At 70.0% G+C, this 12,480-nt stretch carries 14 protein-coding genes; 3 read left to right on the top strand and 11 right to left on the bottom strand.

What is annotated here, in order from left to right; all coding sequences use genetic code 11:
- Positions 1-53: 53 nt before the first annotated feature.
- From A3OM_RS23890 to A3OM_RS0111645, 4 genes are all read right to left on the bottom strand, one after another.
- Complete coding sequence (locus A3OM_RS23890; RefSeq protein ID WP_043764328.1) at positions 54-446, bottom strand: response regulator; 393 nt, start codon at positions 444-446, stop codon at positions 54-56.
- A gap of 171 nt (positions 447-617) precedes the next feature.
- A complete protein-coding gene (locus A3OM_RS0111655) occupies positions 618-1,289 on the bottom strand; it encodes a response regulator transcription factor (RefSeq protein WP_018043937.1) in 672 nt (223 codons plus the stop codon).
- On the bottom strand, positions 1,286-3,229 hold the full coding sequence (locus tag A3OM_RS0111650) for an ATP-binding protein (RefSeq protein ID WP_018043936.1): 1,944 nt from the start codon (positions 3,227-3,229) through the stop codon (positions 1,286-1,288). Before A3OM_RS0111650 ends, A3OM_RS0111655 begins: the two co-directional genes overlap by 4 nt.
- Entirely contained in the window at positions 3,211-3,411 is a 201-nt protein-coding gene (locus A3OM_RS0111645) for a hypothetical protein (protein WP_157196477.1), read from the bottom strand. The genes A3OM_RS0111650 and A3OM_RS0111645 overlap by 19 nt, the downstream gene beginning before the upstream one ends.
- A gap of 539 nt (positions 3,412-3,950) precedes the next feature.
- Between A3OM_RS0111645 and A3OM_RS0111640 the strand changes: the two genes are divergently transcribed.
- Positions 3,951-5,609, top strand: coding sequence for an FAD-dependent oxidoreductase (locus A3OM_RS0111640; RefSeq protein WP_018043934.1), 1,659 nt, complete (start codon positions 3,951-3,953; stop codon positions 5,607-5,609).
- Between the two features lie 31 nt (positions 5,610-5,640).
- Here the strand turns inward: A3OM_RS0111640 and A3OM_RS0111635 are convergent, their stop codons facing one another.
- From A3OM_RS0111635 to A3OM_RS0111625, 3 genes are all read right to left on the bottom strand, one after another.
- The gene (locus A3OM_RS0111635) at positions 5,641-5,823 is read right to left on the bottom strand and encodes a hypothetical protein (RefSeq protein ID WP_018043933.1); all 183 of its coding nucleotides are present in this window, start codon (positions 5,821-5,823) and stop codon (positions 5,641-5,643) included.
- Positions 5,824-5,872: 49 nt separating this feature from the next.
- Positions 5,873-6,118, bottom strand: coding sequence for a hypothetical protein (locus A3OM_RS0111630; RefSeq protein WP_018043932.1), 246 nt, complete (start codon positions 6,116-6,118; stop codon positions 5,873-5,875).
- Between the two features lie 184 nt (positions 6,119-6,302).
- Positions 6,303-6,926 carry a response regulator gene (locus tag A3OM_RS0111625; protein ID WP_018043931.1) on the bottom strand — a complete coding sequence of 208 codons (624 nt, stop codon included), beginning with the start codon at positions 6,924-6,926 and terminating at the stop codon, positions 6,303-6,305.
- Positions 6,927-7,216: 290 nt separating this feature from the next.
- Here A3OM_RS0111625 and A3OM_RS23885 point away from each other — a divergent pair, with 290 nt between their 5' ends.
- Both A3OM_RS23885 and A3OM_RS24770 read left to right on the top strand, forming a co-directional pair.
- Entirely contained in the window at positions 7,217-8,113 is an 897-nt protein-coding gene (locus tag A3OM_RS23885; RefSeq protein ID WP_043764656.1) for an AraC family transcriptional regulator, read from the top strand.
- 210 nt (positions 8,114-8,323) lie between these two features.
- Positions 8,324-9,256 (top strand): AraC family transcriptional regulator, encoded by a 933-nt coding sequence (locus A3OM_RS24770; RefSeq protein WP_245257786.1) that lies wholly within the window; start codon positions 8,324-8,326, stop codon positions 9,254-9,256.
- A gap of 24 nt (positions 9,257-9,280) precedes the next feature.
- On the opposite strand, the gene A3OM_RS0111610 is transcribed toward A3OM_RS24770, so the two are convergent.
- The 4 genes from A3OM_RS0111610 to phnL form a co-directional block, all read right to left on the bottom strand.
- Positions 9,281-9,901 (bottom strand): pyridoxamine 5'-phosphate oxidase family protein, encoded by a 621-nt coding sequence (locus A3OM_RS0111610; RefSeq protein ID WP_018043928.1) that lies wholly within the window; start codon positions 9,899-9,901, stop codon positions 9,281-9,283.
- Positions 9,902-10,049: 148 nt separating this feature from the next.
- Complete coding sequence (gene phnN, locus A3OM_RS0111605; RefSeq protein WP_018043927.1) at positions 10,050-10,586, bottom strand: phosphonate metabolism protein/1,5-bisphosphokinase (PRPP-forming) PhnN; 537 nt, start codon at positions 10,584-10,586, stop codon at positions 10,050-10,052.
- Positions 10,586-11,728 (bottom strand): alpha-D-ribose 1-methylphosphonate 5-triphosphate diphosphatase, encoded by a 1,143-nt coding sequence (locus A3OM_RS0111600; protein ID WP_018043926.1) that lies wholly within the window; start codon positions 11,726-11,728, stop codon positions 10,586-10,588. Before A3OM_RS0111600 ends, phnN begins: the two co-directional genes overlap by 1 nt.
- A 29-nt stretch (positions 11,729-11,757) precedes the next feature.
- Positions 11,758-12,471 (bottom strand): phosphonate C-P lyase system protein PhnL, encoded by a 714-nt coding sequence (gene phnL / locus A3OM_RS0111595; protein WP_018043925.1) that lies wholly within the window; start codon positions 12,469-12,471, stop codon positions 11,758-11,760.
- Positions 12,472-12,480 lie beyond the last annotated feature (9 nt).

The following is a 12,480-nucleotide window of genomic DNA, read 5'->3' as shown; positions in this document are numbered from 1 at the left end:
GACGGCCGCCGCGCCCGCGCGCCGGTCGCCGCCCTCTCACTGCTCGACGGCGGTCACGCCGTCGCGTCCCTCGTCGACCCGCCCGTCAGGGCGTGCTCCAGGGAGCGGATGATCGTCGCGCCGTCGCAGGGCTTGCCCAGGAAGTCGCTGGCGCCCGCCGCCAGGACGGTGTTGCGCAGGGCCTCGGTGGGGAACGCCGTCACGAAGATCACCGGCACCCGCGCCCCCAGGGCGAGCAGGCCCCGGTGCATCTCGACGCCGGTCATGCCGGGCATCTGCACGTCGGTGATGACGCAGTCGGGCGCGTCCACCGGACAGCTCTCGAGGAAGTCGCGCGCCGAGGCGTAGATGCGGGCGGTGTAGCCGAGGGAGCGCACGAGGCTTCCGGTCGCCACGCGCACGTCCTCGTCGTCGTCGACGATCGCGATCACAGGCAGAGCTGGCATTCCATTGACCTACGGGTTCGCCTTCCGGTCCCTGTGACCGGCGAGTCTTGGACTGGGAAGTCTTGGACCGGTAAACGTTGGCCCGAGCCGAGATATGGTCCCTCGCACCGTGGGTTGGAATCATACGGAGGTTTGCCGGCCTCCACCTTTCGCTAAAGGCCGGCGGATCGGTCACCGCGTCGGCGCGCCGCCGGCATGCGAGACGCCGAGGGCTTCGGCGCTGCGAACCAGATCGGCCAGGGAGCGCGCCTTCATCTTGCGCATGACGTGGCCCCGGTGGATCTTCACCGTGATCTCGCTGAGCCCGAGATTGCCGGCGACCTGCTTATTCATCAGTCCGGCGGTGACCTGCGCCATCACCTCGCGCTCCCGCGCCGTGAGGGTCTCGTAATCGGCCCTGAGATCGTCGAGGGCCGCATGCGCGCTGCGCTGGACCGCGTCGCGCGCCAGGGCCGTGCCGATCGCGTCGAGGAGGTCCTGCTCGCGGAACGGCTTGGCGAGGAAGTCCACCGCCCCGGCCTTCATCGCCTTCACGGTCATCGGAATATCGCCGTGCCCCGTCATCAGGATCATCGGCAGGTCGATCCCCAGCGCGCTGAGCTGCCCCTGGAACTCGAGGCCGCTCACGCCCGGCAGGCGGACATCGACCACGAGGCAACCGGCGCCCAGGGGGCGCGCCGCGGCCAGGAACTCCGCCACCGACGCGAAGGCGGCGCAGGCGAGATCGATGGAGCGGAGCAGGCCGGACAGGGCCTCCCGGATATCGGGGTCGTCATCCACGACGAAGACGGTCTGCCTCGCGGCCGACGCACGTGCCGGCCCCGCCGCGTTGCCTCGGATCATGGTTCCCTCTCGGCCGTGGTCGGTATGGTGAAGTGGAAGGCGGCGCCCGGATCGTCGTGACCGGTGATCCAGAGGCGCCCGCCATGCGCCTCGACGATCGAGCGGCAGATCGCCAGCCCCATGCCCATCCCGTCCGCCTTGGTGGTGAAGAACGGCTGGAAGACCCGCTCGACGGCCTCCGCCGCGATCCCCCCGCCGCTATCGGCGACGGTGACGCGGACATGCTCCGCCCCGTCCGGCGCGACGCGGATCGTGAGAAGGCGGGGCCGCTCGGTGACCGTCGCCATGGCCTGGATCGCATTCACCATCAGGTTGATGAGCACCTGCTGCAACTGCACCCGGTCCCCGTGCACCAGGGTCACGTCGGAGGCGACGTCGCGGATCAGGCGCACGCCGCCGCGGACCATCTCGCGCTCCACGAGAAGGACCGATTCCCCGATCATCTCACGCAGGTCGAGCCAGTCGCGCGGGGGCGGCGTCTTGGCGAGGAAGGTCCGGATGCGGGACACGATCTCGCCGGCCCGGGTGCCGCTCGCCACCACCCGGGTCACCGCGGCCGAGACCTCGCCGAGGTCCGGCGGGCTCCGCCTCAGCCAGCGCAGGGCCGCCTCGCCATTGGTGACGATGGCCGCCAGGGGCTGGTTCACCTCATGGGCGATGGAGGCGGTGAGTTCACCGAGCGTCGTCACCCGCGCGGTGTGGGCCAGCTCGGCCTGGACCGCCAGCAGCGCCTCCTGCGCCTGCTTGCGCTCGGTGATGTCCACGGCGAAGACCAGCACGCCCTCGAACCCGTCCGCATGGGACGGGAACGTGATGCCGAAGAGGATCGGCACCGGATCGCCGGACAGGGCGCGGATCGTGGTCTCGCCCTCGAAGAAGGTCTCGCCCCGCGCCAGCGCCAGCAGCGCCTCGATGAAGGTCGGCTCGTCCTCGAACAGGAGCGCGTCGAGGGATCGCGGCGCCGCAGCGCCCGCATCGGCGCCGATCAGCCGCCGCAATTCGGCATTGGTGTCGACGATGGTGACGCTGCGGCGGAGATCGCGGACGACCTCCGGATGGGCGTGGAGATGGGCACGAAGAGGCGTGGCCGCATCGGGCGGGACCGCGTCGAGGACAGCCTTCACCTCGCGCCAATCCTGCTGCAGGATCGCGACGCGAGCCGTGTCGAAGATGGTGCGGTAGCGCCGCTCGCTCTCGGCCAGGGCCGCATGGGCGCGCTTGCGCTCGGTGATGTCGGTGTTCGTCTCGAGGACCGCGAGCGGCTGGCCGACGGCGTCGCGCTGGAGCGACCAGCGGCTCTCGACGACCACCCTGGCGCCGGACCGCACCGTCTGGACGAGTTCGCCCTCCCACCGCCCGTTCCGCATCAGCGCGTCTCGGATCGCCGCCTCGCCACCGGGGAAGGCCGTGCGCAGGAGGACGTGCACGTTGCGCCCCCGGACCTCGTCCCGGCGCCAGCCGTAGAGGTCTTCCGCAGCACGGTTCCAGAACGTCACCGTATCGGTGGGCGTGCGCACGAAGATGGGATCGTGGGTGAGTTCGAGCAGTTCGGCCTGCTCCGCGAGGATGCGGGCCGCCGCCTGATTGCGCAGCACCAGGAGCGCGCTGATCGCGATGGCCGCCAGGCTGACCAGGGCGCGCAGCAGCGCCGAATCGCTGTCGAAGAATCGGTGCGACAGGAAATAGGCCACCGCCGTCAGAAGCAGGCAGCCGGACGCCGTCAGGATCACCCCGTTCCGCCGGAACGCCCGCGCCGAGACGAGCACGACGACCACGTAGAGCACGGCCACCGCGCCTTCGAGGGGCGTGAACGCATCGACGAGGAAGATCGCCAGGGCGAGGCCGAGGGCGAGGACTCCCAGGAGCCGGCCCGTCCGGCGGGTGTCCGGGCCGATCCCGGAACGGGGAGGCGAGGGGGCCGCTACGACAGGCGCGTCCATCGCCCCTCCCTGGCCTCGACACGGCACCGAGGCGCCCCGTCGTCCGGCCGGTCGGCACACGGCAGCGTGACGGAGAACCGGGAGCCGACGCCCTCCAGCGACCGGACCGTGATCCTGTGATCCAGGGTCCGCGCGGTCTGGCGCACGATCGCCGGACCCTGTGCATGAACGGCCTGACGCATCGCCATCTCCCCATTTCCGGCGGCCTGGACGGCGGATGAATGCCTCGGCCGTTCGAGCGGACCATGAAGCGTGACCGCATGCCTTGTGAACTATACTGTCGTTTATTGGCGAGGGGGCGCGGCGTTCGCGTGGACGACGAAGGGACCGGGCTGCACCGCCGATCCGGCCGGCATCGAGTCATCATGGGCCGGGCCACTCGTCTTGCACGGACGTTCCATGATTTGAACGATCCGCGTCAAGCAGAGCGACGCGTTAGCGAGCCAACGCTTCGCTCTCTGGTGTGTCGCAGGTTCTTGTCGCAGAACCGGGGGCCACTTCTGCGAAACCTGCTTCGCCGGAGGACCATCCCTCTTCTCGAGCGCGTCACCCCGGCCGATCGAGCGGCAGCCGGGAATTGGCGCCGGACCGTGCAAAACATCGCGTGATCGGACAAGCCAGGGAGCGTGCCGTCCCTGCAGCTACGGTGGTGCCGGCGGGACGGGACGCCATCCGGGGCAGGGGTGGCAGGTTCGCCTTCGACGAGACGGAGTGATCCGAGATGACCGACACCCTCCTCCCGGTGGAACCCGACGGCGACGACCGGACGGCGCAGACCTTCCCCCGCCTCGGCGCGGAGATGGAGAGCCGGGTCGCCGGCTACGGCATGGAGGAGACCCTGCCGGCGGGTACGCTCATCTTCGCCAGGGGCCAGCGGCGGGTGGATTTCTTCCTCGTCCTCGCCGGCCGGATCGAGATGTTCGAGACCGACCACGAGGGGGCCGCCAGGGTCTTCGTCGTCCACACCGAAGGTCAGTTCACGGGCGAGCTCGACCTCTTCAACGACCGGGAGATCCTGGTCTCCGGCCGCACCGTGGTGGAGACGCGGGTGGTGCGGATCGACCGCGCCGCCTTTCGCCGCCTGGTCACCGCCGAACCGGATATCGGCGAGATCATCATGCGGGCCTTCATCCTGCGCCGGGTCGGCCTGATCCGCCACGGGCGGGGCGGCGTCGTCCTGATCGGCCCCGGCCATCAGCGGGAGACCCTCCGCCTGGAGCGCTTCCTCGTCCGGAACGCCTACCCGCACCGCATCCTCGACACCGCGAGCGACCCGGCGTCCCGCAACGCCCTCGACGGGTTCGGCCTGGCCGAGGCCGACCTGCCGGTGGTGATCGCGCCGGGCGCGGCGGTGATGCGCAATCCCACCAACGCCGCGCTGGCGGACGCCCTCGGGCTGACGGAGGCGATCGATCCCGGCCGCGTCTACGACGTGGCGGTGATCGGCGCCGGACCGGCGGGCCTGGCGGCCGCCGTCTATGCCGCCTCCGAGGGGCTCGACACCATCGTCATCGAAGGGCTCGCGCCCGGCGGCCAGGCCGGCACCTCCTCGAAGATCGAGAACTATCTCGGCTTTCCGACAGGGATCTCCGGTCAGGCCCTCGCCGGCCGCGCGCAGGTCCAGGCCCAGAAGTTCGGGGCGCGGCTCGCGATCTCCCGCATGGCGACGGGGCTCGATTGCGGCGGGTCGCCCTTCCGGGTGATCCTCGAGGACGGCACCGCCGTCCCGGCACGCGCCGTCATCGCCGCCACCGGCGCCCGCTATCGCCGCCTGGATCTGCCGCGCTACGCGCATTTCGAGGGGCAGGGCATCCATTACGCCGCCACCGCCATGGAAGCGCAGCTCTGTGCCGGCGAGGCGGTGATCGTGGTCGGCGGCGGCAACTCGGCCGGCCAGGCCGCGATGTTCCTGTCCCGCACGGTGGCGCACGTGCACCTCCTCGTGCGGGCCGACGGCCTCGCCGCGACGATGTCCGACTACCTCGTGCAGCGGATCGCGTCGTCGCCGCGCGTCACCCTGCATACGCAGACCGAGATTACCGCGCTCGTGGGCGACGACACCCTGACATCGGTGACCTGGACCGATCGGGCGAGCGGGGTCAGCGAGACGACGGTCATCGGCAACGTCTTCGTCATGATCGGCGCCGTGCCGAATACCGGATGGCTCGCGGACTGCCTCACCCTCGATCCGAAGGGGTTCGTCCCGACCGGCCTGCTGAGAGACGGCACGCCCGCCCTATCGCCCTACGCCACGGTGGTCCCCGGTCTCTACGCCGTGGGTGACGTGCGCGCGGGCTCGGTGAAGCGGGTCGCCTCCGGGGTGGGGGAGGGGTCGGTGGTGGTCCAGGCCGTCCACGGCTTCCTGCATCCGGAACCGTGAGCCCCGCGCCGCCGGCCGGAACGCGAGACGCTTACTGAGGACGCCGATCCATGCGTCGATGGGCGTGGCGGCGATCGAACTTGGCGACGATGGGCGCCGACGCCATCCAGGAGGACACGATCGGCCCCGCCGGAGGCGTGGAGGATCGCGCGAAGGGCATCGTCGACACCAGCGCCAGAATGGCCGCGAGAGACGGTCTGATGAGGAGGTTCATGGCCGCTCTCCCGGGTTCGAGGACCGCGCTGGCGCGATGGGTCGGAGGATCAGTCGGCGGGACCGCCCGAGGTGGTGCCGAAGTTCGGAACCGCGTGGTTGGTCTCGTCGGCATTGCCGCCCTTGGCCGAACTGTCGATGGTCCGGGACGCCTGCGGCTCTCCGAAGGATCGCGGGGCGCTCTCCAGGTCGACCCGCTCGACGATGGTATGGGACGGACGATGCTCCGGCATCGCCAGGGCAGGGGCCATCAGGCCAAGCTGAAGAAGGGTGATGGAAGCGAGATGCTTGATCATGGTGCGTCTCCTGATGTCGGACTGGTTTCAAGGACAGAACGGAGCCGCTCGAAATCTCTGCTGCAGCCCTGAGTTCATGTCCGGATCTTAGCCCGTCGGAGGATCCTGAATATTATACGGCGGATCACCGGATCGATGCTTAGGTTATGCCTCCTCATACGAAGGTTTCGGCTGCCCCTCTTTCTCAGCGCTGGCGGGTGGCGGCGACGCCGAGTTGATCCGCCATGCGGACGAGGTCGGCGAGGGATCGCGCCTGCATCTTCTCCATGACGCGCCGCTTATGGACCTTGGCGGTGATCTCCGTGATGCCGAGTTCGGCGGCGATCTGCTTGTTCATCAACCCGCCGATGGCGCAGCGCATCACATCGCGCTCGCGGGGCGTCAGGGTGGAGAGCCTGGCCGAGAGGTCGTCCCGGGCGCGACGGTCGGCGAGCGCGACGGCATCGGCCGCCAGCGCCTTGCGGATGGCGGCGAGCAGAACCTCGGCGATGAAAGGCTTGGTCAGGAACTCGACGGCCCCGCCCCGCATGGCGCGGACGGACATGGGAATCGTGCCGTAGCCGGTCAGGAAGATGATCGGGACCGTATTGCCGTCCGCGCGCAACGAGTCCTGGACGGCCAGCCCGCTCTGTTCGGCGAGGCGCACGTCGAGAAGGACGCATTCGGGGGATCGGCGCCGGAGGGACTGCGCCAGCCCGCCGGGATCTCCGTGCCCGACCGCCGCCAATCCGTCGGACAGGCAGAGGCTCACCAGCGCTTCGCGGAGCACCGGATCATCGTCGACGATATGAACGGTCGCTTCGGGCATGGTTCTCGATGCGCACCTCGCCGATGCGAATACGTTCACCTGATACACGATTTGGGTCGCATGGCGATTGCAAGCTTGACGATTGCCTTCGCCTCGACATGAGCTTCGGCGTCTTCCGATGGCCCATACCCGGCGATCCGCATCGGGTGGGGACTCGGCCCGGCCACCGCGAGAGGACCGACGGCTTCCTCTGGCCCGCCCGGCTCGGCCGCGATGGCGGACAGAGCTCGTCTGGTATCCGATACATCTGTATAATAGCCGTCTTCGCGCACGGCTTGCACGGTGCCGGCATGGATCTTCACCGGCACGGCGCACACAAATTCCCGAAAGCCGGTCTCTTCGCCTCATCGGCGGGGCGGCGTTGGGAGGGCGTCGCCGCGGAAGTCCGGTCCCACCCGGCGGGCGACCTGCCCGCCATCGTCCCGGCCCAGATGGAGATCACCCTGGCGATCCGGCGCAGCCCGGATGCGCATGTCAGCCGCAAGGGGGCCGGGATCCGGCAGCGGACGCCGGTGGAGGCGGGGACGATCTGGCTCTGTCCCGTGGGGGTCGGCGAGGACGACATCCACATCTCCGCGCCCCTCGACGAGATCCTCCACATCTATCTGCCGGCGGAGCGCTTCGAGACTCTCGCGGGGCTGTACGGCGATGCGCGCATCCGTGCCGATACGGTACGCTATCTCGCCGGCGTCGAGGATCCGTTGCTCGCCCAGATCGGGCTCTCGATCCACCAGGAGCTGATCCGGGAAAGCTCGGCCGGCCGCATGATGGTCGAGGCCGCCGCCCTCGCCCTGACGGCGCGGGTCGCGCAGGCCTACGGTCACGACCGGCCGGACACGCGCGTGCGCCCCGCCACGGAGACCGCTGGCCCGGATCGGATCGACCGCGCCGTGGCGTTCATCCGCGACAATCTCGAACGGGACCTCTCCGTGGCCGAGATCGCCGCCGTGGCGTGCCTCAGCCCCTTCCACTTCAGCCGCATGTTCAAACGCGTCACGGGTCGGACGCCCTATGCTTTCGTCAGCGAGGAAAGACTCGCTCGCGCACGGCGGTTGCTGAACGACACCAAGATCCCGCTGGTCGACATCGCCTTGTCGTCCGGTTTTTCGAGCCAGGGCTCGTTCAACACGGCCTTCAAGCGCGTCATCGGCAAGACGCCGGGCGAGTACAGGCAGCATGCCTCATGAATGCCGGTCCCGCGAACAGCAGGATTTGGACACGCCACCGCAGCCTCGCGAAAGACGGGTCCTAGCTTGGCCGTTTAGCATCTCGCCATCGTACGATGGGAGACAGACATGCTTCGAACGCTTGTCCACGAAGGGAATGCGCCGAGTGCCGTGCCGCCGGCGCCGGCCTCTCTCCGCCCCACCCCGACGCACGACGTCCGGTTCGGCGGCATGTCCCATGACTCCGTCCGCCAGGCGAGAATCCGGCCCGACGATTGGTCGGACGGCGCCATCGTCCTCGGCTGGCGGGACGGCATGGCCGGCGGCCTCCGGGTCGACCGGCACGATGCACTCATCCTCCAGGTCCGGCTCGGCGAGACGGAAGGGCGATCCCCGCACCGGGAGGTCGTCGAGGGGGGCCAGCCCCCGATGGTCCCGCGCGCGGGGGAGGCGATCCTCCATGATCTGCGCCAGACCTGCATCGTGCGAACACCGAAGCGAACCCTCCTGATCGGGCTCGACAGTCGACGTCTGAAGCGGGTGGCCGAGGATCTGGGCATCCTCGACGCCGATCCCCTCGATGAACTCGTGCCGGCCTACGGCGCGGTCCTGGCGGACCCCGCCCTGCACAACCTCGCCGTCAGTGTCGGGGAAACGCTGGCGCGGCAGGATCGCTGGGCCGACGTCATCCGCCGCCAGTTGACCCGCGCCGTCGCGGCTCATCTGCTCGGGACCTATACGTCGCTCCAGCCCGCGCCCGAGACGGTTCGTGGCGGCCTGGCTCCCTGGCAGCTCCGTCGCGCCCAGGACCATATCCGCTCCGATCTCGCCCGGCCGATCCACCTCCAGACGGTCTCGGAATCCTGCGGGCTCTCCGTCAGCCACTTCGCGCGCGCCTTTCGCCAATCCACCGGCATCGCCCCCCATTCTTGGCTGACGCGGGAGCGCATCGCCCAGGCCAAGACCATGATGCGGAAGGGAGATCGGACGCTCGCCGACATCGCGCTCGCCTGCGGCTTCGCCGATCAAAGCCACTTCACCCGCGCCTTCGCCAAGGATCAGGGCACGACCCCGGGACGCTGGCGTCGCCGGGTGGAACCGGACTCGCGGCACGCGTCGCGCGATCGTGGCCCGGTGGAGTCGGTGGTCGGCGGCGGTGGCTGACGACCTGCGCCCGCCTGTCCTCGATCACCACATGGTGTGCTTGGCCTTTTCAGCCCACGTCGAATCGTAGACCTCGCCCCCGACTCGACCATGGCTCAGTTCGGCCAGAATCTGCCCGGGCGACGGCAGTGTCTTTGGGTCTACGTGGTTGGCCTGCTGCCACAGGCCGGATCGGATGAGGGCGCGAGCACACTGGAAGTAGACCTCCCCAACGGTGATGACCATCACGGTGCGGGGCGCTTTGCCATCGACGGCGAAGGACGCGCACAGGGTTCGATCGTCGTCGATGACCGCTCGGCCATTCACCCGCAGGGCGTTGCCGATGCCGGGGATCAGAAACATCAGCCCCACCCTCGGATCGCGCACGACGTTGCGGAGGCTGTCGATCCGGTTGTTCCCCCGGCGATCGGGTAAGAGAAGCGTGCGGGGATCGGCGACGCGGACGAACCCTGGACGATCACCACGGGGAGAGCAGTCCAGGCCTTCGGGACCAGCGGTGGCGAGGGTCGCGAAGGGCGCGACCTCGATGAAGCGCCGGTAATGCGGGGTGATGTGGTCCGCGACCTTGGCGGTGGACGCGTCAGCGACGGCGCCCCACTCCCCATAGATGCGCTCGAGTCCCTCCACCGTTTCGATCACTGCCATCGCTCGTACACCTCTTGGCCAATGGATGGGCTCTAACCCCTCTCGCATGAAGCGGGGCGGCCGAAGCAGAGCGACGGCATTCCGTCGCCGGCTCGGCCCCGGGACCTGGGCCTCGATGGAGTGCGAGCCGGGAGCCGGAGTCGAACCTTCAGGCCGCCCGCTCACGCAGATGCGCGATGAGCTCGGCCGCCGCGCTGTCCGGGTCGGTATCGTTCCGGATCGTGCATTCGGCCTCGATCGGAACGACGCGGTCGAGGCGGGCGCGCAAATCCCCATCCTCCGGCCGGCCCCGCGCGGCGAGACGGCGGGCGAGAATGTCGGGCGAGGCCGTGACGGACACGACGCTGACGCTCGGCTGGGCGAGGCGGGCCGCCTGGACGATACGGCGTGAGACGTTGCAGACCACCACGCGTCCGGCTCGCGCGTGATCCAAAGTCTCGCCCGGGATGGCGTAGCCGAGGCCGTGCGCACGCCAATGCAGGGCGAAGGCGCCGGAGGCCGCTCCGTCCGTGAACGCCTCCTCCGAGATCGCGACATTGTCCTCGTGCGCCGAGGGCGCGCGGGTCACGAGGCGACGCGGGAACACGAAGCGGGACTCGTGGGCGAGGGCCTCGCGTGCCAGGCGCAGCAGGGTGTCCTTGCCGGCCCCGCTCGGGCCGACGACGAGAACGAAGCCGCCGGGCATCACACCACCCGCGTGCCGGCGCGCCAGACCTGACGCACCACCGGCACGCCCCGGGCGAGACGGACGCGGACGAGGTCCGCGCGGAGAGCCGGCTCCAGACGGCCGCGATCGGTCAGCCCGGTGGCGCGCGCGGGGTTGGCCGTCACCGTGGCGATGGCGTCCGGCAGGGCAATGCCGGGCACGCGCTCGGGCAATCCGAACGCCGCCATCAGCAGGCTCGCCGGCACGTAGTCCGAGGACAGAATGCTGAGATAGCCGGCCTCCGCCAGGGTCTGGGCCGCGACGTTGCCCGAATGCGAGCCGCCCCGGATCAGGTTGGGCGCCCCCATCATCACGGTGATGCCGGCCGCATGCGAGGCTTCCGCCGCCTCGAGGGTGGTGGGAAACTCGGCGATCGCCACCGATTCATCGCGGGAGAGGGCGACGTCGGCCAGAGTGGTGTCGTCGTGGCTGGCGAGCGGAATGCCGAGCTCCCGCGCCAGGGCGACGAGGGCCGGGCGGTTGACGGCATTGAGGGCGTGGCCATCGCGCATCTTGCGCTCGGTGCTGAGCTTGATCTCCTCCAGGGAGCGGCCACCGCGCCCGGCATAGACGTAGTACTTGGCCACATCCCGGAACTGGCGCTGGCCCGGCGTATGGTCCATCAGCGACAGGAGGCCGATGGCATAGCGCCCGGCGAAGGCGCGCACGGTCTCGACCACGTCGGTCGAGGGGATCTCGCAGCGCAGGTGCGTGCGGTGCTCGGCCCGGAACAGGTCCGCCCCTCGCGCCTCCGCCAGGGCGGCGGCCAGGAGCTCGAGCTCGGTGCCGAGGCCGCTGCCATCCGGGTCGGTGCCGGCGCGCAGCGAATCGAACACCGTGGTGATGCCGGATGCAGCGATCTGCGCGTCGTAGGCGAGCACCGCCCCGAGGGGGTGCCAGCGCACGCCGGGGCGCGGGGCGTAGTGGCTCTCCAAATGGTCGGTGTGGAGCTCGATCAGGCCCGGGATGATCGTGTCGCCGGCGCAGTCGAGGCCGCGCTCGGGGGCACGTCCCGTGCCGACCTCGGCGATGCGCCCGTCGACAACCGCGAGCCAGCCCGTCTCGACCCGGTCGGGCAGAACGAGGCGCGCGTTCTCAAGGATCTCGACCCGGTCCGTCATGCCTGTCTGCTCCCGATCCTGTATCCGGTTCATGCGGCCATCGCCCCGCGGAAGGCGGCGACGTCGACGATGCGCGTCGCCACCGCCTCGCGGACATCCGCGTCGTGGAAGATGCCGAGGATGCCGGCGCCCGCCGCCCGCTTCTCGGCGATGAGCTCCACCACCACGGCCCGGTTCTCGGCATCGAGGGAGGCGGTGGGCTCGTCGAGGAGCAGGATGGGCCGGTCGGCGATGAGACCGCGCGCGATGTTGACCCGCTGCTGCTCACCTCCCGAAAAGGTCGCGGGCGGCAACCCCCATAGGCGCTCGGGCAGGTTGAGGCGGGCGAGCAGGTCGGCCGCGCGGGACCGGGCCGCCTCGGGCGCCAATCCCCCTTCGATTCCCGCGGCCTCCACCACGGCGCGGGCGCCGACGCGGGGAATCACCCGCAGGAACTGCGAGACGTAGGCCAGCGTCGTGCGGCGCAGGCCCAGGATCTCGCGCGGCGCGGCCGTGGCGAGGTCGATGACGCGGGTTCCGTCGCGGACCCGGATCGCGCCCGCGTCGCAGCGGTAATTGCCATAGGCCATCTTGAGGAGGGAGGACTTGCCTGCGCCCGAGGCGCCGCCGAGCACGACGCATTCGCCGGGATGAACCGCGAGGGTCGCGCCGGCGATCACCGGCAGCACGGCGCCCCCGCGCAGGTGCAGGGTGAAGCTCTTGGCCACGTCGTCGAAGGCGAGGAGGGGCGGAAGGGACGTCATGAAGGGGGA

Origin of the sequence: Methylobacterium sp. 88A, assembly GCF_000376345.1 — a bacterium.
Classification (GTDB): domain Bacteria; phylum Pseudomonadota; class Alphaproteobacteria; order Rhizobiales; family Beijerinckiaceae; genus Methylobacterium; species Methylobacterium bullatum.
Note: the sequence above shows the minus strand (reverse complement) of the source record. Positions and strands in the feature narration are given on the sequence as shown.

Excerpts from the sequence above, each read along its gene's own strand:
- A3OM_RS23890 (WP_043764328.1), bottom strand. The coding sequence starts at position 446 with ATGCCAGCTCTGCCTGTGATCGCGATCGTCGACGACGACGAGGACGTG.
- A3OM_RS0111655 (WP_018043937.1), bottom strand. The coding sequence starts at position 1,289 with ATGATCCGAGGCAACGCGGCGGGGCCGGCACGTGCGTCGGCCGCGAGG.
- A3OM_RS0111650 (WP_018043936.1), bottom strand. The coding sequence starts at position 3,229 with ATGGACGCGCCTGTCGTAGCGGCCCCCTCGCCTCCCCGTTCCGGGATC.
- A3OM_RS0111645 (WP_157196477.1), bottom strand. The coding sequence starts at position 3,411 with ATGCGTCAGGCCGTTCATGCACAGGGTCCGGCGATCGTGCGCCAGACC.
- A3OM_RS0111640 (WP_018043934.1), top strand. The coding sequence starts at position 3,951 with ATGACCGACACCCTCCTCCCGGTGGAACCCGACGGCGACGACCGGACG.
- A3OM_RS0111635 (WP_018043933.1), bottom strand. The coding sequence starts at position 5,823 with ATGAACCTCCTCATCAGACCGTCTCTCGCGGCCATTCTGGCGCTGGTG.
- A3OM_RS0111630 (WP_018043932.1), bottom strand. The coding sequence starts at position 6,118 with ATGATCAAGCATCTCGCTTCCATCACCCTTCTTCAGCTTGGCCTGATG.
- A3OM_RS0111625 (WP_018043931.1), bottom strand. The coding sequence starts at position 6,926 with ATGCCCGAAGCGACCGTTCATATCGTCGACGATGATCCGGTGCTCCGC.
- A3OM_RS23885 (WP_043764656.1), top strand. The coding sequence starts at position 7,217 with ATGGATCTTCACCGGCACGGCGCACACAAATTCCCGAAAGCCGGTCTC.
- A3OM_RS24770 (WP_245257786.1), top strand. The coding sequence starts at position 8,324 with ATGTCCCATGACTCCGTCCGCCAGGCGAGAATCCGGCCCGACGATTGG.
- A3OM_RS0111610 (WP_018043928.1), bottom strand. The coding sequence starts at position 9,901 with ATGGCAGTGATCGAAACGGTGGAGGGACTCGAGCGCATCTATGGGGAG.
- phnN (WP_018043927.1), bottom strand. The coding sequence starts at position 10,586 with ATGCCCGGCGGCTTCGTTCTCGTCGTCGGCCCGAGCGGGGCCGGCAAG.
- A3OM_RS0111600 (WP_018043926.1), bottom strand. The coding sequence starts at position 11,728 with ATGACGGACCGGGTCGAGATCCTTGAGAACGCGCGCCTCGTTCTGCCC.
- phnL (WP_018043925.1), bottom strand. The coding sequence starts at position 12,471 with ATGACGTCCCTTCCGCCCCTCCTCGCCTTCGACGACGTGGCCAAGAGC.